At 61.0% G+C, this 23060-nt stretch carries 19 protein-coding genes and 1 tRNA gene; 1 reads left to right on the forward strand and 19 read right to left on the reverse strand.

The features are described from left to right. Positions 1-261 precede the first annotated feature (261 nt). On the reverse strand, positions 262-1254 hold the full coding sequence (locus AAAV44_RS09245) for an SIS domain-containing protein (RefSeq protein WP_271758538.1): 993 nt from the start codon (positions 1252-1254) through the stop codon (positions 262-264). 205 nt (positions 1255-1459) lie between these two features. Here AAAV44_RS09245 and AAAV44_RS09250 point away from each other — a divergent pair, with 205 nt between their 5' ends. Further along, entirely contained in the window at positions 1460-2182 is a 723-nt protein-coding gene (locus AAAV44_RS09250) for a GntR family transcriptional regulator (RefSeq protein ID WP_349115398.1), read from the forward strand. A 21-nt stretch (positions 2183-2203) separates the two neighbouring features. Here AAAV44_RS09250 and AAAV44_RS09255 read toward each other — a convergent pair whose 3' ends face one another. The 18 genes from AAAV44_RS09255 to AAAV44_RS09340 form a co-directional block, all read right to left on the reverse strand. After that, positions 2204-2794 (reverse strand): N-acetyltransferase family protein, encoded by a 591-nt coding sequence (locus AAAV44_RS09255; protein ID WP_349115399.1) that lies wholly within the window; start codon positions 2792-2794, stop codon positions 2204-2206. 78 nt (positions 2795-2872) lie between these two features. Next, on the reverse strand, positions 2873-3898 hold the full coding sequence (locus AAAV44_RS09260; protein WP_349115400.1) for an aminotransferase class V-fold PLP-dependent enzyme: 1026 nt from the start codon (positions 3896-3898) through the stop codon (positions 2873-2875). Positions 3899-3943: 45 nt separating this feature from the next. Next, positions 3944-4807 (reverse strand): phosphatase PAP2 family protein, encoded by an 864-nt coding sequence (locus tag AAAV44_RS09265; RefSeq protein ID WP_349115401.1) that lies wholly within the window; start codon positions 4805-4807, stop codon positions 3944-3946. 215 nt (positions 4808-5022) lie between these two features. Next, positions 5023-8655 (reverse strand): transcription-repair coupling factor, encoded by a 3633-nt coding sequence (gene mfd, locus AAAV44_RS09270; protein ID WP_349115402.1) that lies wholly within the window; start codon positions 8653-8655, stop codon positions 5023-5025. A gap of 157 nt (positions 8656-8812) precedes the next feature. Next, positions 8813-9478 carry an endonuclease III gene (gene nth / locus AAAV44_RS09275; protein WP_055310092.1) on the reverse strand — a complete coding sequence of 222 codons (666 nt, stop codon included), beginning with the start codon at positions 9476-9478 and terminating at the stop codon, positions 8813-8815. 63 nt (positions 9479-9541) lie between these two features. Continuing rightward, positions 9542-11344 (reverse strand): ABC transporter ATP-binding protein, encoded by a 1803-nt coding sequence (locus AAAV44_RS09280; RefSeq protein WP_349115403.1) that lies wholly within the window; start codon positions 11342-11344, stop codon positions 9542-9544. Positions 11345-11467: 123 nt separating this feature from the next. Further along, on the reverse strand, positions 11468-12823 hold the full coding sequence (gene rmuC / locus AAAV44_RS09285; protein ID WP_349115404.1) for a DNA recombination protein RmuC: 1356 nt from the start codon (positions 12821-12823) through the stop codon (positions 11468-11470). A gap of 124 nt (positions 12824-12947) precedes the next feature. Further along, on the reverse strand, positions 12948-13382 hold the full coding sequence (locus AAAV44_RS09290) for a hypothetical protein (protein ID WP_349115405.1): 435 nt from the start codon (positions 13380-13382) through the stop codon (positions 12948-12950). Positions 13383-13820: 438 nt separating this feature from the next. Further along, entirely contained in the window at positions 13821-14453 is a 633-nt protein-coding gene (locus tag AAAV44_RS09295) for a hypothetical protein (RefSeq protein ID WP_349115406.1), read from the reverse strand. Between the two features lie 309 nt (positions 14454-14762). Then, complete coding sequence (gene rbr / locus AAAV44_RS09300; protein WP_271737338.1) at positions 14763-15302, reverse strand: rubrerythrin; 540 nt, start codon at positions 15300-15302, stop codon at positions 14763-14765. A 114-nt stretch (positions 15303-15416) separates the two neighbouring features. Further along, on the reverse strand, positions 15417-16322 hold the full coding sequence (locus AAAV44_RS09305) for an adenine glycosylase (protein WP_349115407.1): 906 nt from the start codon (positions 16320-16322) through the stop codon (positions 15417-15419). 21 nt (positions 16323-16343) lie between these two features. Next, positions 16344-16829, reverse strand: coding sequence for an Rrf2 family transcriptional regulator (locus AAAV44_RS09310; protein WP_349115408.1), 486 nt, complete (start codon positions 16827-16829; stop codon positions 16344-16346). A 359-nt stretch (positions 16830-17188) separates the two neighbouring features. Further along, positions 17189-17266 (reverse strand) — tRNA-Asp (locus tag AAAV44_RS09315). Positions 17267-17675: 409 nt separating this feature from the next. Further along, positions 17676-18143, reverse strand: coding sequence for a YfcE family phosphodiesterase (locus AAAV44_RS09320; protein ID WP_117584170.1), 468 nt, complete (start codon positions 18141-18143; stop codon positions 17676-17678). 96 nt (positions 18144-18239) lie between these two features. Beyond that, positions 18240-18956: a response regulator gene (locus AAAV44_RS09325; RefSeq protein WP_349115409.1), complete on the reverse strand. Its 717-nt coding sequence runs from the start codon at positions 18954-18956 to the stop codon at positions 18240-18242. A gap of 72 nt (positions 18957-19028) precedes the next feature. Beyond that, complete coding sequence (locus AAAV44_RS09330) at positions 19029-20372, reverse strand: histidine kinase (protein WP_349115410.1); 1344 nt, start codon at positions 20370-20372, stop codon at positions 19029-19031. Continuing rightward, positions 20369-21556: a glycosyltransferase gene (locus AAAV44_RS09335; RefSeq protein ID WP_349115411.1), complete on the reverse strand. Its 1188-nt coding sequence runs from the start codon at positions 21554-21556 to the stop codon at positions 20369-20371. The genes AAAV44_RS09330 and AAAV44_RS09335 overlap by 4 nt, the downstream gene beginning before the upstream one ends. 171 nt (positions 21557-21727) lie before the next feature. Beyond that, positions 21728-22987, reverse strand: a complete 1260-nt coding sequence (locus AAAV44_RS09340; RefSeq protein ID WP_006235159.1) for an MFS transporter — start codon at positions 22985-22987, stop codon at positions 21728-21730. Positions 22988-23060: the final 73 nt, after the last annotated feature.

The raw sequence follows: 23060 nt of genomic DNA on the forward strand, positions 1-23060 counted from the left end.
AAGGCGTCGACGACATGCCGGGGGCGGACCGGGACGGGTTCAACGGCAGGCCCCGCCGACCGATTGCAAGCGGTCGGCGGGGCCATTGTGGCTCTTGACAGCGGATTGGGTCATATGAGCGAGCGGGCCGCATTTGAGGCAAGGTGACGTGAAACGAAAGGGCGCTGACCTTCTGGTCGCGCCCTTGAAGTTGAACGTCAGATTGCCCAAATGCGGCCCGCGCAGCGTCGAGCCGTTACGGCGTTTGGTAAAACGCCGTAACTAATAATCCAGCTTCCACATGTAGCGGCGCGTCATGTAGTCCTTGTGGGTGACGGCGGAGAGCGCGCGCATATACACGTTGTTGAGGATCGGGGCAAAGATCAGGTGGTTGAAGTACTCGCTCACGCTGTCCTTGATGTCGTTGAGGCCGAGCTCCTTGGCGTCGAGCTGATAGACGCGCTCGCCACCGTACTGGTTGACGAAGCGGATGCCGCGCTCGTCGTTGCAGCGGCTGCGGCCGACGCTGATGAGCTGGAACAGCGAGGTGCGCTTGTCCAGGATCTCGAAGGGGCCGTGGAAGAAGTCGCAGGTGTTGATGGTGCAGGAGTCGATCTGCAGCATCTCCTGCACGTTGCAGATGCTAAAGACGTAGGCGGCACCAAAGAGCGGGCCCTGGGCCATGACGTTGATGCAGGGCTTGTCGGCGTTCTGCTCGGCCCACTTGGCAGCGAGCGGACGGGTATACTCGACGGCCTTGCGATAGATGGGGTCGACCAAGTCGAAGGCGGCCATAGCGGTCTCGTACTCGGCATAGCCCTCGGTCTGCTGCGTAAGCTCCATGGCGATCATGGTCACGACGGCAGAGTTGGTGCGACCCATGCAGGACTCGTCGACGGCCAGGCTGTCGTACTGGATCTTGTAGTCGCAGACCTCGGTGAGGCCGGACTCGTCAACATAGATGGCGATGGTGCTGGCGCCGTGGTCCTTGGCGACCTGGGCGGCGACGATGGTCTCCTTGGTGCCGCGCATGGACACGACGACGGCTAGGGTGTTCTCGTTGACATAGGCGGGCATGGCGTGCACGAACTCGTTGCTGGTGTAGCTGGAGCTCACGACCTGCGTGGCCTCGTGCTCCATAAAGTACTGGGCAGGATAGTTGCCGCCGTTGGATCCGCCGGCGCCAATCCACACGACGCGCTTGATGCCGCCCTTGTCTGCCTTGTCAGCCAAAACCTGGGAGACGACGTCCTTAACCTGTTCCTGAGTAGTCATCGTGCATCAGCCTTTCTTCTCGTTTGATGCTCTCGATGGCATACAAGTTACATACATGTTTTGGTTATGTCGACTAGTTGTATGCTATATTTGTCTTAGAAATTTTGCTGGTAAGGTTTTCGGTAGCTCGATACCAGCGGTTTTATTGTTGTGTTGAATACATGCTTGCTTAGATAAGCATACAAGTTAGATATAGGCTGATCGCATGAACGCTTCATCTAAAAAGAAACTGAGCCAATACGAGCGCTTGGCGGGTACGCTTCGCGACCGCATCGCCGCCGGTATCTACGCACGCGGAGACAAGCTGCCGTCCGAGATGGAACTCATGGACGAATCGGGGCTGTCGCGCAGCACCGTGCGCCACGCCCTTAAGGTACTCGTTGATGAGGGCCTGGTGCGCACCGAGCGCGGGCGCGGCGCCTTTGTGGCCGACACGCCCGCGCTCCACGAAAACAACCTGGTGTTTTCGAGCTATACCAAGCAGGTCGAAGGCCAGGGCATGAAGCCCACCACGCGCACCGTGGACTCGGGCTTTACCAAGGCGGGCGGCAGCATAGCTAAGTTCTTTGATGCCGCCGTGGGCAGCAAGCTCGTCAAACTTGTCCGCCTGCGTTATCTGGACGATGCGCCGCTGTGCCTGGAGACCACCTACCTGCCGCCAAGCTTCGAGTCGCTCATCGACCGCGATATCAACGGTTCGCTCTACGCGACGCTGCGCCAAGAATTCCATCGCGCGCCAGCACAGGGACATAAGACCTTTGAGGTGTGCTATGCCTCGCAAAACGAGGCGTTTTTGCTCAACGTCGAGCGCGGGCAGGCGCTGATCCTGATCACCGACTACGTCTACGACACCGACGGCCGACCGCTCCATGTCTCTAAGCGCATCCAACGCACCGACCGCGCCAAATACACCGAGCCAATCGGCTAACCTGCCAAAATAAACCTGTCCCTAAATGGTAGGTTTGGGGAGGTCGGGGAACCAGGTTGGTTTGGGTTGGTTGGGTGTGCGCTCGGCTAGGACCAGCTCCATCCAGCACATGTCGTACCAGCGGCCGAACTTTTGGGCGCAGCGATCGAAGGCGCCCACCAGGCGATATCCCATATGAGCATGGAAATCCTGACTGTTGTGCGTCAGGTACTCATCGTCCTTATCGTGCGGCACGGCAATGAGCGCGCACATGTTGGTGATGCCCATCGCGATCAGGCATTGCTTGAGCGCATCGTGCAGCTTGCGGCCCAGCCCGCCGTGGCGCACGTCGCGCGCCAGGTAGATCGACGTCTCGACCGACCAGTCGTATGCCTCGCGGCTGTTAAGCGGGCTCACATAGGCATAGCCTACCGGACGCCCGTCCAGCTCCATCACCAGATACGGATAGCGCTTGAGCGTACGCTCGATGCGCCCGGTGAACTCCTCAACGCTCGGCACCTCATATTCGCAGGTAATCGCCGTCTGGCGCACATACGGCTCATAGATGGCAAGCAACGCCGACGCGTCATCGGGCGTCGCCAGGCGAATCGTCGGCTCGGACATCTCGGTCATACAACCCTTCTCCCCCAAAAGCAAAGGCCGCCCTGCGCCAAGCTCAGGCGCAGGGCGGCCCCTTGTCATTACATCAGGCTACAGGACAGCCGCCAGCGCGTCGATGTCCTCCTGCGTCGTGGCCCAGCTAGTGCAAAAACGCACCACCGTGTGGGTATCGTCGTACTTTTCCCAGTACTCGATCGCCGCATGCTCGCGAATGCGGGCCATGTCCTCGTTGGGCAGAATCACGAACTGCTGGTTGGTCGGCGTCTCCAAGAAGAACTGGTAGCCGCGCTCGTGCAGCACGCGACGCAGCGCCTGAGCGGTCTCAATCGCCTGACGGCCAATCTCAAAATACAGGCCATCGGTAAAAAGAGCCTCGAACTGCACACCCGTCAGGCGGCCCTTGGCAAGCAGCGCGCCATGCTGCTTAATACGCGGAATGGGATGCGCCGGGGCATGCATGCCGCAGAACACCACAGCCTCGCCGCAGAGCGCGCCGCACTTGGTGCCGCCGATGTAGAACACGTCGCACAGCTGCGCCAGCTCGGGCAGGGTAATGTCGCACTCATCGGCCGCCAGCGCATAGGCCAGGCGAGCACCGTCCACAAACAGCGAAATCTCGCGCTTCTGGCACACCGCGTGAATCGCCGCGAGCTCGGCCTTGGAGTACAGCGTGCCGTACTCGGTCGATAGGCTCACGTACACGGCGCCCGGGAACACCGTATGCTCGTAGCTCTCGTTTTCGTAGAACACCTGGATATAGTCCTCCAGATCCTCGGCGTGCATCTTGCCCTCGTAGCCGGGGATGGTGAGCACCTTGTGGCCGCCAAACTCGATGGCGCCTGCCTCGTGGCAGGCGACGTGGCCAGTCTCGGCAGCAACGACGCCCTCGTAGGGCGCAAGCAGCATGTCGATCACCGTCGCGTTGGCCTGCGTGCCGCCCACCAGAAAAAACACGTCGGCATCGGGGGCCTGGCAGGCCTCGCGGATAAGTTGCTTGGCGCACTCGGTATGCGCATCGGTACCGTAGCCGGGCTGCGGCTCCATGTTGGTATCGACGAGCGCCTGCAGCACCGCCGGGTGTGCGCCGTGGGAATAATCGTTGTTGAACGCGAGCATGGCAATCCTCTCTTACCGGGTATCGGCCAGATGATTCAAACGGGGCTATTGTACGCCGTGCGGATAGGCAATGTGCGCGGCAAGGCACTCAAGCGCCAGCACCAGGGCAAAGCCGCAGCTCACGTCACTCAAAAAGTGCGCCCCGATCACGATACGGCCAAAGGCGACGAGCGCCGCGACCACAGCCGCCGTCCAAAAGACCACCCGCCGGCGCGAGGGCTTTTCCTTAAAGGCCACCGCGGGAAGTCCGGCGAGCATAAGACCGATCGCCGCATGCGCGGTGTGCCCGCTCGCGAACGACTTAAAGCCGTCCTTGATTACGCCGGCGGCGATATAGCTCCACTTGTCGGGGTTGCCAATCACCCACCACGGCTGAAAATTGAGCCCCGGCGTGACCTCGATCACGCGCATGCGCGGACGCGACCACAGCGGCTTGACGATCACGTTGAGGATAATGGCCTGAGCGACCCACACGGCAAGCACCATCAACGCCCAGCGCCTGAGCTCATCGGGCTCGGTCGCGCGCGTGAGGCGATAGATGATAAGGTTGGCGGCGATGACCAGCACAAACGTCAGCACCAGCTGAACGGCAATGAGTTTACCGCTAACCCGCAGGGACGAAACGATCTCGTAGCCGGCCAGGCCAACGTTGACGAGGATGCCGAGCACGGCAAGCCATTTGCTCCCCCTGGAGTCGGGACGCATCGCGCGTACGAGCATAACGCCCGCGACGCTCGCCGTCAGCTCGAACGGCAGCTCGCCGGCGGCCTCGATAAAGCGGCCGTACATGCTGCCGACGTTGAACAGCGCGCTCGAGATCTGGTAATCGAAGAAACTGCCCACGCCCAGACAAAGGCACAGGACAACCGCGATAATGGCGACATCTTTCTTATAGATGTATCCGAACATGCTTTCCTTTCGGTCGGGCGAAGGGCGGTCAACCTGCAATGTGGGTGAGACGAAGATGGCTTTGTCCCGTAAATACCCTTACAGGTTGAGCATAAGTAAGCGAAAACGTTCCATTTGTGGCAAGGTGGCCCGAAGGAGGAGGGAAGCGTACTTGCGTACGCGACCGACGAGTGAGGGTCAGATTGCCCAAATGGGGCGTTTGCAGCGTCGACCCGTTAGTCGTCGTCGCTCGCACCCAGCTGTTGCAGCAGCATGAGTGCCGCGGCCACGGGGCCGGTGCCGTCGTTGGCGTCGAGGCCGCGACCCAGGCCGCTGCCCGCGCCGGCGCCCGCCTTGTAGGGCACCGACAGCTTGCGGCTCTTAGGGAAGTTCACCGCGCCGTACCGGTTCTTAAGCTCAAAGGCCACCTTCTTGGGCACGTCGACGCCCAAAAACGTGATGCGGCCGCCACTGAGCGTGACGCTCTCGAGCCCCAGACGCTCGCCGCGAATGCGGATGCGCGCGCGATTGAACAGGTTGAGTCCCGCCAACGGCAGCTCGCCATGCGCGGCTTCGGTCTCCTCCTGCACCTCATCGATGCTCTCCAAGTCCTCGGCCGCTGCGAGCTTGCGGTACACGAGCACGCGCTGATCCACCGCCGGCAGGTACTCCTCGGACAAGAAGTAGTCGGCCGGCAGGTTAATACCCACGCTCGCCGCCTCCACGCCGGCGTCGTCATCGCCGCGCGCCTCGGCCACGGCTTGGCCCAGCATCTGCGTAAACAGGTCAAAGCCCACGCTCGACAGGTTGCCGTGCTGCTCGGCTCCCATAAGCGAGCCGGCGCCGCGAATCTCCAGGTCGCGCATGGCGATGCGCATGCCGCTGCCCAGGTCCTGGAACTCGGAAAGTGCGGTCAGGCGCGCCGTCGCCTCCTCGGTGAGCGACAGCTCGCCCGGGAACATAAAGTACGCGTAGGCCTGCGTGGCAGAACGGCCCACACGGCCCTTGAGCTGGTAGAGCTGTGCCAGACCCAGGCGCTGCGAGTCCTCGATGATGAGCGTGTTGGCAGTCGCGTTGTCGATGCCGCTCTCCACGATGGTCGTGGCGATGAGCACGTCGATCTTCTTGGTCGCGAACTCGATCATCACGTCCTCGACCTCGCGCGGGCTCATCTTGCCGTGCGCCACGCCCACGCGCGCCTCGGGCGCGGCCTCGTGCACGCGCGCCACGGCGTCGTCGATGGTCTTGACGCGGTTGGACACGTAATACACCTGACCGCCGCGGCCCACCTCCAGGCGAATCGCCGCACTCACCACGTCGGGGTCGTACTCCCCCACGTGCACGATCACGGGACGACGCCCGGTCGGCGGTGTGGTGATCAGGCTCATGTCGCGCACGCCGCTCGTGGCCATCTGCATGGTTCGCGGAATAGGCGTTGCCGAGAGCGTGAGCACGTCGATTTGCTCGCGCAGGTTTTTGAGCTGCTCCTTGTGCTGCACACCAAAGCGCTGCTCTTCGTCGATGATCACCATGCCCAGGTTCTTGGGGTTCACGTCGGCAGAAAGCAAGCGGTGCGTGCCGATGAGCACATCAATCGTGCCCTCGGCAAACGCCTTGAGCGCGCGCTTCTGCTGCGCCGGGGTGCGGAAGCGGCTGAGCACTTCGACCTCGAGGCCAAACGGGGCAAAGCGCTCAAAGAAGGTCTCGTAGTGCTGCTGGGCAAGAATGGTCGTGGGGCAGAGCACCATGACCTGGCGGCCGGAGTCCACGCACTTAAACGCCGCGCGCAGGGCAACCTCGGTCTTGCCGAAGCCCACGTCGCCGCACAGCAGGCGGTCCATGGGCTTGGGCGCCTCCATGTCGGCCTTAATGTCGGCGATGGCCTCCAGCTGGTCGCGCGTCTCGTCGTAAGGGAAGCTCTCCTCCATCTCGATCTGCTCGGGCGTGTCGGGCGGGCAGGCGATACCGGTAATCGACGAGCGGCGCGTATACAGGTCGACCAGGTCAAACGCCAGCTTTTTGGCGTTCTTGCGCGCCTTGTTGGTAGCGCGCGTCCAGTCGGCTGTGTTGAGCCTGGTCAGGCGCGGCTTGTCGCCGTCGGGGCCAACGTAGCGCGTGATGCGGTCGACCTGCTCGAGCGGCACGTAGAGCTTGTCGCCATCGGCATATTCCAGCAAAAAGTAGTCGCGTTCCTTGCCGCCCACTTCCTGGCGCGCGATCTCGCTAAAGAGCGCGATGCCGTGGGTAGCGTGCACCACGTAATCGCCCGGCTTAAACGGGAACGTGATCTGCGTAATGTCCACCTTGCGGCGGCTGCGCGCGCGGTTGGCGTCCATGCGGGCGTTGAGGTCGGCGATCGAGAACACGGCCAGGTTGGCGTCGGGCACCACCACGCCCTGCGGCAGGGCAGCGTCCACAAAGGTCACGCGCCCGCGCGAGATGGTGGGCACGGCAGCGCCGGCGGCAGCCTGCGCGGCGCCCGCCTCGAGCGAGCGGGCGTTGAGCGCGTCGGCCTTACGCTCGCGAATGGAAGCATGGGCCTCCTGGCGTGCGGCACGGTCGGCGGAATCCGCCGCTGCCACGCGAACGCGGTCGCCGATAGCGCCGACATTTTCGGGCGCCGCGGTCAGCGATTCCTCAAAGGTAATGCCCTCGTCGCCAAAGGTGAGCTCCATCGACTCGCGCGCACCGCGGTCGGGGATGGCAAACACGCAGGCGTAGCGCTTGCCCACGACCTCCTGGATGCGCGTCATAAAACGGTTGTCCGAGCCTGCGATGGCCGGCTGCTCAATCTTGAGCTCGGCCGTCACCGCACCGCCGGCACGGATGAGGCTCACATAGTTCAGGCGCTGCTGGGCACCAAAATCGAGCTGTTGGGCGCGCACGTACAGACCATCCAGGCGGTCAATCCCTGCCTCGCCGGCACGGGCCTCAATATCCTCGTAGGCGCGCAGGCAGTCGTCGAACAGCGAGCGCGGCTCGGACAGAACCACAAGTGCCTTGCCGCTCACGTGCGCCAACGGGCTTACGGTCTGGCCGTACATCACCGGCAAAAAGCGGTCGAGCTCGGGCGTGACGATACGCGCATCCACCATCTCGAGCAGCGCCGCCAACTTGCTGTCGTCCTGGCTGGCGCGATAGAGCGCCACATGCATGCTGTGGACGGCTTCGTCGGTGAGTGCGAGCTCACGGCACGGGAAGATCTCGATGCTGTCCTCGTTGCCGATGGTCTGCCCCGTTGAGCTCACCATGCGGCGGATGCGATCGATTTCGTCGCCGAAGAACTCGATGCGCACGGGTGCTTTTTCCTGCGCGGGAAACACCTCGACGGTGTCGCCGTGCACACGGAACAGGCCGGGCGCGTCAGCGGCGCCGGCATTGGTGTAGCCCATGCCCACCAGACGCTGCGGCACCTCGTCAAAGGGAATCTCCTCGCCCACCGCAAAAGTAGTGGACTCCCAGTAGTGGCTCTCGACCGGCGGCACGCAGCGCAGCAGCGCACGAGCCGAGGCGACCATGATGCAGTTGTCCCCGCGCACGATGCGCCCGAGCGCCTCGCAGCGCTGGGCCACCACGGCGTCGTCGGGCGCCTGCTCGCGCCAAGGGCAGTCCTTGCGCTCAGGAAAGCGGCACACGTGCGCCAGGCCCACATAGGCGGCCAGACTGCGTGCGGCGCGATCGGCCGCATCCTCGCCACTCACGATGTAGACCGTGGGGCGCGGACGACGCGCAAACTGGGCGGCGGCCATAAGCGTTCGGCCCGACTGAGACACGGCCAGCGTCACGTCCTCGCCAGCATCGAGCCCGGCCTCGACGGTCTGCAAGGCCTCGGCAGTGTAGAGCTGCGCGGCTATACGGTGAATGAGCATGCTGTTCCTCCGGCATCGCAACGCCAAAAGCCCGCCGGGGCAAGCTCGGCGGGTCGTACGTCAAATACATTGTCTGTCATGGTAGCGCATGGAGAGGACTCCGGCTCAAGGGCAAACCCAGCCCCGCAAAAAACGCCAGACGAAGATGCGTTCCGCCCTATCCCGCTACGCGCACGCTGGGGCACAAATCTGCCAGCGGACACTCGTCACACTTGGGTTTGCGGGCGTCGCAGATCTCGCGACCGAAGGTGATCCACTGATGGTTGACCGACTCCCAATACTCGTGCGGCAAAATCTTGAGCAGATCCTGCTCGGTCTTGAGCGGCTCCTTGGCATGCGTCTTGGGACTCAGCATCAGGCGGTGCGCAATGCGGTTGACGTGCGTGTCCACCGCAATGCCTTCCACGATGCCATACCCCACGTTGAGCACGATGTTCGCCGTCTTGCGCCCCACGCCCGGCAGCTTCACGAGTTCCTTCATGTCGGCCGGCACCTCGCCGCCATAGTCGGCGACGATCATCTGCGCGGCCTCGACGGCATGCTTGGCTTTGCTCTTGTAGAAGCCGAGTGACTTGATGGTGTCTGCCACGTCAGCCACACTCGCCCCGGCCATGGCCTCGGGCGTGGGCCACTGGGCAAACAGCCGCGGCGTCACCTTGTTGACCTGCGCATCGGTCGTTTGCGCCGAGAGCAGCACCGCGATCAGCAGGCGGAAGGGATTCTCGTGGTCCAAAAAGCACTCGACCGGGCCATAGCGACGGTTGAGACGCTCGCACACCTCAACGGCGCGCTCGCGCTTGGCGGCATTGGTCTCGCGTGGCATAACGACTCCTCGGCTCAACGGCACAATAAACTTATGGGCACAATTGTCCCACGTATGAGGTCTTTACGCCTCCAAAAATGCGCCGGTCTGACGGCTCCACAGGCTCGCGTACTCGCCACCCGCCTCGACGAGCTGCGCATGCGTGCCGTCCTCGACGATCTCGCCATCGGCCAGCACCACAATGCGGTCGAGCGCCGCCACGGTGGACAGGCGGTGTGCCACCACAATGGAGGTACGTCCATGCATCAGGTTTTCGAGCGCCTCCTGCACCAGCGCCTCGGACTCGCTGTCGAGAGCAGACGTCGCCTCGTCGAGCACCAGAATCGGCGCGTCGGTCAGGATAGCGCGGGCGATGGCCACGCGCTGGCGCTGGCCGCCCGAAAGCTTAACGCCGCGCTCGCCCACCATAGTGTCAAAGCCACGGGGCAAGCGATCGATAAACTCCAGGGCATTGGCCAGGCGCGCAGCCTCGCGAATCTGCTCATCAGTGGCGTCGGGACGACCGTAGGCAATGTTTTCGCGAATGGAGCGGTGGAACAGCAGCGCCTCCTGCGGCACGTAGGCAACCTGGCGGCGCAGGCTCTGCTGCGTGCAGCGCGAGACATCCTGACCGTCCACGAGCACGCGGCCGCCCTGAACATCGTCCAGGCGCAGCAGCAACTTGGTGAGCGTCGTCTTACCCGAGCCCGATTTGCCCACCAGGCCCACGCGCTGGCCAGCCGCCACATGAAGTGTCAGGTCATCGAACACGCTCTCACCCGCCGCAGCGTCACGGTACGCAAAGCTCAGGTGCTCAAAATCAATCGCGCCCTCGGTCACTTTGAGCTCAGGGGCGTCCGGGTCGTCTGCCACCAAACATGGCTCTTCCAGCACGCGCGTCATCTCAGCCGCATCTCCGAGCGCGCGGTTGATGCGCTGCATCATGGAGCTTACGTAGTTCAGGCGCATGGTGAGGTTATAGGTGTAGGTAAAGATCATGACGAGCGAGCCGGCCGAGATGCCAAACCACGCGTTGCCGCCCGCCACGAACAAACTCACCACGGCCATGGTGATGACGATGAGGCCCGAGGTCGTAAAGTTGCGCTGCATCATGGCGTGCATCGAGACCGTCTCGGCGTCGCGCGCGGCACGATCGGCGGCGTCGAACAGATCGCGTTCAAAGTCCTCGCGCCCGCAGGTCTTGACGGCCAAGATGTTCGTGACCGCGTCGGAGAGCACGCCCGAGAGCTTGTTCTGCGCGGCGGACGTCGCGGCCGAAAGCGGCATGATGCGCTTGTACATAAGCCAGACAAACGCGATGTAGACGACCATGATGCCCACCAAGATCACGGTAAACGTCGGCACCACCGGGGCGAGCGCCGCCACCGTGCAGACAACCGAGGTGATAGTGGGAATGAGTGAATACACCGTCACGTCCACCAGCCCCGTGTAGCCGCTCATAAAACGGCTCGTCTGGCTCACAAGCGATCCGCCAAAGCGGCTGGTATGGAATGTCATGGATTGGTTGGAGAGCGTGTCGAAGCATAGACGCGCCAGGTGATAGTTGCCTGCAATCTCGAGCTTGTAGACGGTGTAGTCCTGTAGCTTGGAGAGGATCTGACCCACCAGGTTAACGAGTACGAGCGCCAGGATATAGGGGCCGAAGACCTCAAACACCTGGTCACCCGCCACGGGACCGGATTGAACGCGGTCGACAATGAGGGCCATCACATAGGTATTGGCAAACGTCAGCAAAAAGATGTAGCCCGCCGACGAGAACACCGAGAGAAAGACAATCAGCGGCTGCGTGCGCGTGACGTCCCAAAACCGCTGCAGCGTGCGGCGCACGGTGGAGCGGCTGAGCGGGCTGGTGCTTCTCTGAGACATGGGCTTCCTTTCGCGTCTGATAGGGCGAAACGCCATTGTTGCACATTGGAGCACGCTTCAGACAAGTGCGATGCGAAAAGCGCCCGCGCCGTGCTCGTACAGGCGCCCCGCCGTCAGATGCAGCTAGCCCTCGTCTTTTTGGCCTGCGAGCAGCTCCGCGGATGTGAGCCCCAAAATCTCGTCGGCCTCCCCGGAATCTTCCAGGGCGTCGATATCCTTGAGCCTGCGCTCCATGACGTTGGTGCGCGTGGTGATGATGCCCTCGACCGTTTTGCCCGCGGTCTCGATCTGCTGCTGGGCGCGGCGTAGCGCCGCCTGATAGCGCGGCAGCTCGGCCTTGACGGCGGAGAGCACGCGCAGCACGTCGTCGGTGCGTTTTTGCAACTTAAACGTCTGGTAGCTCATCTGCAAACTGTTGAGGATGGCCGCCATGGTGCTGGGGCCGGCAACGTTGACGTGATAGTCGCGGCCCAGGGTCTCGATAAGCCCGGGGCGGCTGACGACCTCGGCGTACAGGCCCTCAAACGGAACGAACAGAATGCCAAAGTTGGTGGTCGCGGGCACGCTCAGGTACTTTTCGCAGATGTCCTTTGCCTCACGCTTTACCATCGCATCGAGCGTCTTGCGCGCTGCGGCGACGGCCTCCGCGTCACCCGACTCCTGCGCGTCGAGCAGGTGCTCGTACGCGTCGCCCGGGAATTTGGAGTCGATCGGCAGCAGCACGGGATCGCCCTCGTCTACCGGCAGCTTGACGGCAAACTCAACGCGCTCCGAGGCGCCGGGCTTGGTGGTGACGTTTTCCAGATACTGGTCGGGCGTAAGGATGTCCGCCAGGATCGCACCCAGCTGCACCTCGCCCAAAATGCCGCGCGCCTTTACATTGCCCAGCACGCGCTTAAGGTCGCCAACGCCGGTGGCGATAGATTGCATATCGCCCAGGCCCTTGTACACGGCCTCGAGCTGGTCGCTCACCTGCTTAAACGATGCCGACAGTCGGTCGTTGAGCGTGCGAGAGAGCTTCTCGTCCACCGTCGCGCGCATCTGATCGAGCTGCACGTTGTTGTCTTTGCGGATGGCGCCCAGCTGAGCATCAACCGTCTCGCGCACCTTGTCCAGGCGTTGTTCGATGCCCTCGCGATTGGCGCCGAGCTGTTGGGCCGTCTCGCGGCGCAGGTCATCCATCCGGTCACCAGCTTGCGAGAACTCGCGTGCGATGGCCAGGTAACGTTGCTGCTCCACGGCCGCATCTGTCGTCTGCTGCTGCGCGATGGCATTGGCCGTGCGGCGAGTTTCGGCCAGCGCGACGTTCAGGGCATCGAGTGCGTTGTTGGCCTGCTCGAGTGCTGCCAGCGTTTCCGCGCTACTGTCGCCACGCTCCCGCAACTCGGCACGCAGGCTCTTGAGTTGGAAGGCGCAAGCCGCAGCAACCCCCACCGCCACCAAAGCGATCACAACAAGCACAATATCAATAGCAGACATAAACTCCGCCCAACAAACCCAATCGAGCACCAATCAAAACCGCGATCAATCTTACCCCGCCACACACACGGATCACTCACTGCCTTGCAGACAAATTTCTCCTAGAACCGCGGACGCTAAAACGCTAACTCTCCCAGCCGGCGCGAATGGTTGTTACGACATCGCCTAGGCGCTGGCCGAGAGCCGCTAGATGTTGGAGTACCTCGTTGGGCGATGCGCCGTTGAGGATGCACGTGAGGGCATACGACGCCAGAAAGATGGCCACAAGCCCTAACGGGATGAGCACGATCATCGCCAAGGTGCGCAGGCGCTGGCCCACGCGGCGACGACGCGCACGACGCTTGTCGAACGCGAGCTCCTGCGCATATGAATCTTGCTGTACGGAATAGGCCTCTGGTGCCGATTCGCACCCGGGCACAGCTGCAGGTACAGCAGCGGGCACGACATTTTGCGCAAAGGGCTGGACTGCCGCCCCTTGCATTTGTATCTCCATGAGTCGTTGCTGCTGACGCAACATGCGCTCGGCTTGTTGCTGCGGAGTCTCAAGAAACAGATCCATGCTGGCCTCCAAAATCGAAGCATTCGACGCTTACGACCAGCATCCCGCACCGCCATGACCGCGACAACGCAATCGCCGGCAATAGCCACAAAGTTTCTTTTGCTCAAAAGCTGTCGAAAACCTCAACAACTCCCCTACCAGCACTTTCTCTGAGCTTTTTTCGCCAGCAATCTTTTGGCCTTCCACCCTTACACCAACTGACCAAAATCTAACCAAAAGCTTGACGAAAATTGTGGAGACCGGGACCCATACAAAAACGTGCCGCCCCAAAAGGGGCGGCACGCTAACTTCTTATCAGTTTTTCAGTAGCGAGCACGCGACGACCCGAAGCCGGAGCACAGGGTGGGGAAACACCTTTGCCTCGCGCGACCTGCGCAGCCGTGAGCGAGAGGGAAAGGTGTTTCCCCGCCCTGTGCTCCGCAGTCGGTGAAGGCAACTTTACATGCCCGCGAGACCTCGGGCAGCGGTGGCGCACATAAACGCCAAGGCTAGAATCACGAGCGAGCCCGCAATATCGGCCACCACGCCCGCAAAGCGACGCTCAAACAACCAGCTCTCAAAGTGCGGGGCGACGTTGCGCCAAACACGCCACAGCAAGATGCCCATACCGATGACGCCCGGGATATTGAGCAGTAGGATCTCGGAGCACAAAAGACCGATCAGGTTGCCGGCGGCAAAGCCCGCATCGCCCTCGCAGTATTTGCGATAAATCATGTACAGCATGTACGCCACAAACGGCTGCAGGCACGCAGAGATAAACGTAACTACCATCGAGGGATCCTGCGAAAAGACCTCGGTGAGTTTATCGACGCTCGTGGCGTCCTTCGAAGCCAAGAACAAACCGATAACCACAAGGGGCACCACGCCCAAAATTACCTCGACCAGAGTAAACAACTTGGCAGTCAAATCCTCACTAGCCGAATTCAAATGAGGCGCCCACTCAGGATGAGCATGCGCGCCGACCTTCTTGTCCTTCTCAGCACGATCGGCCTTTTTACCCTCGGCAACCCGACGACCAGGATCCTTGCGAGTTCCCGCCGCAGCAACCCGAGCCCGAGACTTCTTACCCATAAAAAACACCCCATCAGGTAGTAGATAAACTAAAAGTCGCTACCCAGTGTACCCCCTAAACAACGGCGCCGCCCCAACCCGGAGCAAGCCCCGTCAACCAAATGGTCGCAACCCAATCCCTATACAAAACGTGCCGCCCAAAAGGGGCGGCACACAAACTTCTAATCAGCTTTTCTGTAGCGAGCACGCGACGACCCAAAGCGGGCCGGGAGGGCGGGATTACCTTCCCTCAACGCGACCCTGCGGAGCCGTGAGCGGGGAGGGAAGGTAATCCCGCCCTCCCGGCCCAGCTCATGCCAACGCCAAGCGCTAGTAGTTCACCACCTGCTCCTCAAAGTACGCCTTCGGGTGGTTACACACCGGGCACACCTCAGGCGCCTCGGCACCAACGTGCAGGTGCCCGCAGTTCAGGCACTTCCACACCTTCACGCCCTCACGCTCAAACACCTCGCCCGATTCAATGCGCTCGACGAGCTTGTTGTAGCGCTCCTCGTGAGCCTTCTCCACGGCACCGACGCCACGGAACTTCTCGGCGATCTCGGCAAAGCCCTCCTCCTCGGCGGTCTTGGCGAACTCGTCGTACATCGTGGTCCACTCGTAGTTCTCGCCCGCAGCGGCGTCGCGCAGGTTGTCCAGAGTGCCCGGAACGGCGCCGTCGTGCAGATACTTAAACCACAGCTTGGCGTGCTCGGACTCGTTGCCCGCCGTCTCGGCAAAAATATTCGAGATCTGAACGTAGCCGTCCTTTTTGGCCTTGGATGCATAGTAGCGATACTTGGTGTGTGCCTGGGACTCACCGGCAAAAGCGGTCTCGAGGTTCTTCTTGGTTTGAGAATTCTCAAAATCCATAGGTGTACTTCCCTTCAACGCATGCCGCCCGTAGGCTTCGAGCGGCCTCGTCTTTAGGATGCCCTCATGCCGAAAATCTAAACCTTACAATCCTGTTCTTCAGATTTGCACAGGCTAGATGCTCAGCCAGCGATCGCCCTCAGCTCGGCAAAAGCCCTCACGCTCCAGGTCGGCTAGAATGCCCGCGATCAAGTCGCGCTCGACCGGCCCACGCCCAGCCGCCGCTTCCATCTCGTTAACGCCCGCCACGGCATCAGCAAGCGTAATCCCCGCCGGCTGGCCATCGCGCGCTGCCAGCAACATACGCACGATATGCGCGCGCTTTTGGCGACGCGAGCCCTCAAACTTTGATTGACGGCTATAGCCCGCCGAGCGCCTGGACGGATTGGGCAACGTCTTTTTTAGATATGCGCCGTAATCTAGCAACGCGTAATACCACGCGCGCGGCGTGTCGGCATCATCGAGCGGCACGGCAAAGGGAGCAATCTCGTCCGCCGACGCACCGGGAGCCGCCGGACAGGCGGCTTGGATCAGCGGCACCAACTCGCGATCGGGAACAGCCGGTACATCGGGAAAGAAGTGATGCAGAAAGACTGTGCGCACATTGGTCTCCAGATACACGCCCGGAAGATCAAACGCAAACGACCGGATACCCTGCGCCGTTGCCGGGCCAATACCAGGCAGAGCGACCAAGTCACGCGTCTCACGCGGAAACTCCCCGTCCCAGTCCTCTACAACGCGCTGAGCGGCCCCATGAAGCGCCAGAGCGCGTCGGTTGTAGCCCATGCCCTGCCAAGCGTCCAAAACATCGGAAGGCACGGCCTGGGCAAGCGCCTGCACAGTCGGAAAACGATCGAGCCACACCGGCATGCGCGCCTCCACACGCGGCACCTGCGTTTGCTGCAGCATGACCTCAGAAAGCCAAATGATGTACGGATCGCGTGTGCGGCGCCACGGAAGGTCACGATAACGCAGGACCCCTTCCGAACGAATCATCGAACGAAAGGGGTCCTGAATCATGGCTATGCTCCTTATGCGGCGTTATTCCTCCCGGTAAGCGCACTCGCAGGTGGCGTACTCGGGAAACGCTTCGCGGTCGGCGAACTTGGGATCGACGGCTGGGAGCTGGCGGTGAGCGACGATGTCGCCGAGCGAAACGGAATCGAGGTAGTCGCGCATCAACGCCTGGGCTCCGGCCCACAGGGGATGATAGCAGCACGCGCCCATGCGCGCACAGTCACCATCGGGCGCGGTGCAATCGTTCATAACCATAGGACCCTGAACGGCCTCGACGACCTGGCGGATAGTGACGTCGTCCGGACTGACCTTGAGACGCATGCCACCGTGGACGCCACGCAGGCTCTCCACAATACCGGCCTGGACCAAACCGTGCTGAATCGAGCGGGCAAACGAATACGGAACATTGACCTCTTCGGCAGCGGTGCGAACAGAAAGTAAGCACTCCGGATCCTCGGCAAGCATCGCCAGCATACGAAGGGCGTAATCAGTCTTCCTCGATATGTCCATTTTTCCCCTTTCAAGGAATACGAACAGCTCGAACGAGCTCCGGGGCCGAGCTTGTGTCGAGACGCTAAATGACCGCCAGGACATCCAAATGGTAAATCGGATATCCACTGAGTGCCGCGCTTGGAGCGAAATGCATCAGATGCGGCGCACAGTGCAATTTAGTATAACCTAACCCCCTGTCTCGTTGAACAGGTGTTGCGCAACAAAGCTGTTGTTCAGACAGATATACTTATTGGATTTTACTTGCGTTCCCGAAGGCGCGAGGATTCTGGGCGAAGATGCACCAGGGCGATCGTTCTATCGAAACAAAGTGCATCAAACGCAAAAAGCCACGTCCGAAGACGTGGCTTTAATTGCGTTGGCGGGAAGTACGGGGCTCGAACCCGCGACCTCCGACGTGACAGGCCGGCGCTCTAACCAAACTGAGCTAACTCCCCAGGCAGACGTTCGCGTTTGTTTCCGCTCGCGTGCGCTGCGGGGATTAGTATACACAGAAGTCTGTCTGGCGCGCAACAACTTTTTTGAAAAAATTTTTTGGGTCCCTCCGGGAGGGTCTCCGGGGCTGAGGGCGGGGGTTAAGTTTGCTGCTCTACAGTCCTGCGCAAGACGGAAAGCACATTAAGTGCTTTCCTTTGCGTGCGGAACTCGCGACAAACTTAACCCCCGCCCTCAGCCCCGGAGACCCTCCCTGCTGTCACATTGTTCAATCAGTTTTGCGGGCGTGCGCCGCTGCGCGGCTAGCCCGCATGCTCCTCGACGGGGTTGGTCTGATGGATCTTGTTGAACTTCCGCCTTTGGCTCAAATGGAAACGGGGGACGCATCTGCATCCCCCGTTTTTGTTGCGGTTAGTCTAGGTCAATAAACTTGGTGCTTAGGATCTTGCCGTCTTTGACGAGCATTCTGGCCATGGTGGGGCCTCGGGTGCCTCTGGGGTAGCTGGCGCTGCCCGGGTTGAGGACTAAGCAACGGCCCACTTGGGCTTCTTTGGTTACGTGGGTGTGGCCGTTGATGGCTACGTCTACGGATCCTACCGGAAGGTCTTCGCGGTAGTGGGCTACGGCGAATTTGAGGCCTTCGTAGGTAAAGAGCGCAAGACGGTCTACATCGGGGCCGTAGTCGCGGTAGTAATCGTTGTTGCCCAGTACGGCCCGCACGGGGGCGATGGTGCATAGGTGCTCGTAGTCCATCTCTGACGTGAGGTCGCCGGCGTGGATGATCAGGTCTGCGCCTTCAAGCTCATCCAGGAGCGCAGGCGATAAATAGCCGTGGGTGTCCGAGATGATGTCGATGCGCTTGGCGCTTGCACTGTTCATGGGATCCCTTCCGCAAAAAAACGATTCGGCAGATACATACAAAAAGGCCCCACGGCTCCGCAGACGATGGGTCTACAGGGCTGCGGGGCCAGTGTGCTAGAGACTCAGAGCCTTCTTGAGCGGCACGACGCGGCGGCGCGAAACCGGCACGCGTTCGTCGACGCCCGTAATGCCCAGCTGGATGGCGCCCGAGGGCACCGTCTCCACATCCGTGACGCACGCCAAGTTGACGATATAGCGGCGGTGAACACGGAAGAAGCCAAAGTCGCAGAGCTTGGCCTCAAACTGCGCCAGCGAGGTCGTCGACAAAAAGCGATCATCGACGGTATAGATGCAGGAGTAATCGTCCTTGGCCATGATAAAACGAATGTCGTCCACGGGAATGAGCACCTTGCGGCCGCCCTTTTCCACCGGGATACGCTCGATGGTCACCTTGCTGTCCGTAACCGGCTTGGCGCGTTGCATGACCTTCTCGATCGCGCGATCCAAGCGAGCTTCCTCGACCGGCTTCATCAGATAATCGACGGCATCCACGTCGAATGCCTCGACCGCATGGTCGCTATACGCAGTCACAAACACGATCGCCGGCGGATTTTTGAGCTTATGCAGCGCCTCGGCAAGTTGCAGGCCCGAGGCACCGGGCATCGAGATATCGAGAAACACGACATCCACGCGACTTTCCATAAGCATCTCGATGGCGGAGCGGACGCTCGACGCCTCCGTGATCGTGCCGATCTTGCCCGTTCGCTCGAGCAGGAAGCGAAGCTCCGAGCGAGCCGGCGCCTCATCATCCACAATCATCGCACGCAGCATAGGGATAAAACCTTTCGTCAACTAACTACGCCGGGCATCCGTCGCATGACGTTGAGCCCGTAGCCTTTTATTTTACTCTTGAATGTCGAAGATGCTCTCTGACAAATCAAGATGAAGGAGCACTTTGGTGCCCTTGCCCGGCGCCGATTCAACACGCGTATAGGAGTGCGGCCCATAAAAGCGATGGATGCGCTCCGAAATATTGTGCATGGCCACACCGGCGCCGCCACCCTGGGGAGAGCTGGCGTCGGGACGGGCAGAGCGCTCGTCAAACAGTCTGGCGGCGGTACCCTCATCCATGCCCACGCCATTATCGGCCACGGCAATCAAGATTGCATCCTCGCCGTCTTGGTGAACGGTCACGTCGATCCTCAGGGCGTCGTCATCGCCCATACCATGACGTACGGCGTTCTCGACAATCGGCTGGATCACGAACGCCGGCACCAGCGTATCTTCCACGTCCTCGGACACATCGAACGTCGCAAGCACGCGGTCCTCGCCAAAGCGGGCCTTCTCAAAGGTAAGGTAGCGCTTGGTCTGTGCAACCTCGCGCGAGACCGGAATAAGCGATCCCGAGTTGTCGAGCGTGGCACGATAGAACGATGAGAACTCACGAAGCAGTTCGCGGGCCCGCAGCGGGTCGGTGCGCGTAAACGATGCAATGGTGTTCAGCGTGTTGAACAGGAAGTGTGGGTTAATCTGCGCCTGCAGCGCACGCACCTCGGCGCGCGCTGCGAGTTCCTTTTGCACCTCGAGCTCGTGGATGGCGAGCTGCGTGGACAAGATCTCGGCAAAGCCCGAGGCAAGCGCGTACTGGGTACGGTCGACGGCGCGCGGGGTCTTGTAGTAGAACTTGAGCGTGCCGACGGTACGATCGCCCACCTTGATGGGGGCGATAATGCCGGCGGGGACTTGGTTGTGCGAGCCATCCGAGCCCACGACATCCACCATACGGTTGAACGACTGCACGATGCCATGTTCGATAACGTAGCGTGTGGCAAGCGTGTGGATGGGAGAATCTGGCAGTAGTTTTTCCTCAAACTCGCCCGCGCAGGCCAACACGTTGCCCTCGTCGGTGATGGCCACCGTCATGGCGCGCGTCTCGGGCAAAATGCGCCGGCATACCAAACGCGCCGACTCCTGCGTCAGACCGCCCTTAATGTCCTCGAGCATGGCCGAGGCCACCGAGAGCGTCTCCTCGGTGTACTGGGAGCGCACCGAATCGGGATTGAGCGTCAAAAAGATAAAGATGCACAGAAAGATGCACAGCAGCGCGCAGGCAATCACCGTGGCGATCGGCTCGATACCGGTCACCAAGGCAAAAATAAAGTACACCAGCACGCAAATGGCGCAGGCAACGGCAATGATGCGAAAGATTGATATTGAACTATCGCGCTGGGCGCGGCGGTCGATCATTCGGCCCCCTCCAGGATACTGATCAGTTGTGCGTCACGCCAAAGCCCGTCCATGATCTTGGGCCAAAAGCTCTGGAAACGCAGGTAGCTTGCGGCGTTTTGGCGCGCGTAGGTCTTGGCCTCGTCAATACCGTGGCGCCAGATGCGCAGGTAGCCCTCATGCTCGCGGGTAAACACGCTGCGGACCATAGCGGTCTTGCGCACGCGGTCGTCGAGCTCGCGCGAAATCCACGGGCCCGGGTAGGGCATGAGTGATGCCGCCGTAACGGGAATGAGATCCTTTTGATGCGCGGCGAATGTCAACTTGGCCCGTTCGTAGTACCAACGGTATACATCCTGCATAAAGCGCGGTGAGCGCTTTTCGGACTCCGGAGGCAGATGGCGCACGGTCCACTCGTTATCGAACCACACGTCGTAGCCAAACATGCGCATGTTAAAGAGGTAATCCAAGTCCTCGCCGCGGGTGATAAACGGGTCAAAGGCCACACGCGTAAAGGCGCGGGCGTGCAGGGCCATCAGGCCGCCGCACACGTAGTTGGAGCGCGAGATGCGGGTGCCCGAGAGCGCCTTTTTCATCCAACGGTTGAACTCGATGCGCTTGGTCCACCAACGATGGCAGATGCCCGCCTTGTCCGTGGGAGCCAGCGGCGAGCCGTCGCGATCGTAGAAATAGCCGCTCTTGACCAAGATCGGCAAGCCCTGACGCGTCTGCTGCCCCAACGCATAGGTCGCGCGCTTCATAAAGTCGGCGTCGATGACAGTCTCATCGTCATCCAAAAAGATAACCGCGTCATGCCCCAGCACAGCGGCACAGGCTAGCCCCATGTTGCGGATGGCACCGTAGCCTCGCAGGCTCACGCACTCGCCCGAACCCTTGGGCGCGATCTGAGCAACCCGGTCTGCAATGCGCGAGGCCTGGGTGTTGGTGACAACGGTGACCTTGAGCGTGGGATGCGCGTCGACAATCTCGCGCACGCGCAGCGACACATCGGCTGTGGCAGAAACGGGACAGACCACCAAAAGGATGATGCGCGGGATGTCACGTACCTGCTCAAGCGAGGCCAGGCAGCGGTCGAGTTCGGGATTGTCGGCGTTGAGTCGCGTCGAATGGTCATAGGTGCCAGGGGCGTTTGCGCAAGCGTCATCGCCCGCCCAATACGTTGGAATCACGACTGTGGCGTTCATGCCTTACCCTCCCTGCAACACAAAAACGGGACGCCGCCAAACACAGGCGACGCCCCGCGACCTAGCTGATTCCATCATACCCACTTGGGCAAATCATTGCTCGCAAGTCGCAATGTTTATTGCGGATAACCCCAAAAGAGTACCGTGGACAGGCACAATAGCCGCTCGCTCCTATGCGGCATGCTCTGCCGCCCGAGTCATGCGGGACAGGCGGACCAGCAGCATAAAGCCAACGATCAGCAGCACGCCAATGGAAAGGACGCCCAGCGACGGGTTGCCGGTCAGCGAGGTGACGACCGACACTAGGAAAGTGCCCATGACGCTTGCATAGCGACCGAAGATGTCAAAGAAGCCGTAGTACTCGTTGGACTTTTCCTTGGGGATAATGCGACCAAAGTAGCTACGGCTAAGCGCCTGCACGCCGCCCTGGAACAGGCCGACCATAATGGCAAGCACCCAGAATTCAAAGGCGGTCTTTAGGAAGAACGCGGCGAACAGCACAATGCCCATGTAGGCGGCGACTGCCACCAGGATCATGTTGAGCGTGCCCACGCGTCCGGCGAGCTTGCCGTAGATGATGGCGGACGGAAAGGCCACGAACTGCGTGACGAGCAGCGCCAGGACCAACTGGGTCGAATCGATGCCCAAAGCCGAGCCGTAGCTGGTAGCCATGGAAATGACCGTGTGCACACCGTCGATATAGAAGAAGAACGCAATCATGTAGACCAGCACGGTCTTGTTGTGGGCGATCTCGCGCATGGTGTGTCCGACCTCGGAGAACACACCGCCCACGATGTGGCCGATGGTGTCCTCGGGACCGCGCTCGCGACCGTACTTTTGCTTATAGGTGCGAATGAGCGGCAGGGTAAAGATGAGCCACCAGGCACCAGTGATGATAAACGACAGACGCGTTGCCAGCATGGTAGGGACGCCAAGAGCGGGGCCACCCATGATGAGCGCCAGGCAGATGACGAACGGCACGGTGGAACCGATGTAGCCCCAGGCATAGCCCGAGCTGGACACGGCGTCCATGCGCTCGTCGGTGGTAATGTCGGGCAGCATGGCGTCGTAGAACGTCATAGAAGAGTTAAGGCCGATGGTGCACAGCACGTACACGGTCAAAAATGCCATGGCGGACATTGGGATAGCCTGCGCCAAGCAAAGCACCAGGCCCGTGAGGAAGAAGCCCAAGAAGAACTTGATCTTGTTGCCGGCGTAGTCGGCAAGCGCGCCCAGAATGGGCATGAGCATGGCGATGACCAGCGAGGCAATCGTCTGCGCATTGCCCCAGGCGACCACCAGGTCGGCCGAAGAAGCGCCGGTATTGATGGCGTTAAAGTAAATGGGCACCACCGAGGTATTGAGCAGCACGAGGGCCGAATTGCCCACATCATACATAACCCAGTTACGCTCGAGCTTGGTGTATTTCATGGACAGGGACCCTTCGTATTCGCCCGATATGCAGTTAGTTCATCGTACCCCAATTGTCCAGAACCGCCGGTAA

The sequence above is a fragment of the Collinsella sp. CLA-AP-H1 genome (genome assembly GCF_040092945.1).
GTDB lineage: Bacteria > Actinomycetota > Coriobacteriia > Coriobacteriales > Coriobacteriaceae > Collinsella.

Coding starts and splice junctions, on each gene's coding strand:
- rmuC (WP_349115404.1), bottom strand. CDS start 12,823: ATGTCTGCTATTGATATTGTGCTTGTTGTGATCGCTTTGGTGGCGGTG.
- AAAV44_RS09290 (WP_349115405.1), bottom strand. CDS start 13,382: ATGGATCTGTTTCTTGAGACTCCGCAGCAACAAGCCGAGCGCATGTTG.
- AAAV44_RS09310 (WP_349115408.1), bottom strand. CDS start 16,829: ATGGACATATCGAGGAAGACTGATTACGCCCTTCGTATGCTGGCGATG.
- AAAV44_RS09245 (WP_271758538.1), bottom strand. CDS start 1,254: ATGACTACTCAGGAACAGGTTAAGGACGTCGTCTCCCAGGTTTTGGCT.
- AAAV44_RS09280 (WP_349115403.1), bottom strand. CDS start 11,344: ATGTCTCAGAGAAGCACCAGCCCGCTCAGCCGCTCCACCGTGCGCCGC.
- AAAV44_RS09325 (WP_349115409.1), bottom strand. CDS start 18,956: ATGCTGCGTGCGATGATTGTGGATGATGAGGCGCCGGCTCGCTCGGAG.
- AAAV44_RS09250 (WP_349115398.1), top strand. CDS start 1,460: ATGAACGCTTCATCTAAAAAGAAACTGAGCCAATACGAGCGCTTGGCG.
- AAAV44_RS09330 (WP_349115410.1), bottom strand. CDS start 20,372: ATGATCGACCGCCGCGCCCAGCGCGATAGTTCAATATCAATCTTTCGC.
- AAAV44_RS09265 (WP_349115401.1), bottom strand. CDS start 4,807: ATGTTCGGATACATCTATAAGAAAGATGTCGCCATTATCGCGGTTGTC.
- AAAV44_RS09320 (WP_117584170.1), bottom strand. CDS start 18,143: ATGAACAGTGCAAGCGCCAAGCGCATCGACATCATCTCGGACACCCAC.
- mfd (WP_349115402.1), bottom strand. CDS start 8,655: ATGCTCATTCACCGTATAGCCGCGCAGCTCTACACTGCCGAGGCCTTG.
- AAAV44_RS09305 (WP_349115407.1), bottom strand. CDS start 16,322: ATGATTCAGGACCCCTTTCGTTCGATGATTCGTTCGGAAGGGGTCCTG.
- AAAV44_RS09260 (WP_349115400.1), bottom strand. CDS start 3,898: ATGCTCGCGTTCAACAACGATTATTCCCACGGCGCACACCCGGCGGTG.
- rbr (WP_271737338.1), bottom strand. CDS start 15,302: ATGGATTTTGAGAATTCTCAAACCAAGAAGAACCTCGAGACCGCTTTT.
- AAAV44_RS09335 (WP_349115411.1), bottom strand. CDS start 21,556: ATGAACGCCACAGTCGTGATTCCAACGTATTGGGCGGGCGATGACGCT.
- AAAV44_RS09340 (WP_006235159.1), bottom strand. CDS start 22,987: ATGAAATACACCAAGCTCGAGCGTAACTGGGTTATGTATGATGTGGGC.
- AAAV44_RS09255 (WP_349115399.1), bottom strand. CDS start 2,794: ATGACCGAGATGTCCGAGCCGACGATTCGCCTGGCGACGCCCGATGAC.
- nth (WP_055310092.1), bottom strand. CDS start 9,478: ATGCCACGCGAGACCAATGCCGCCAAGCGCGAGCGCGCCGTTGAGGTG.
- AAAV44_RS09295 (WP_349115406.1), bottom strand. CDS start 14,453: ATGGGTAAGAAGTCTCGGGCTCGGGTTGCTGCGGCGGGAACTCGCAAG.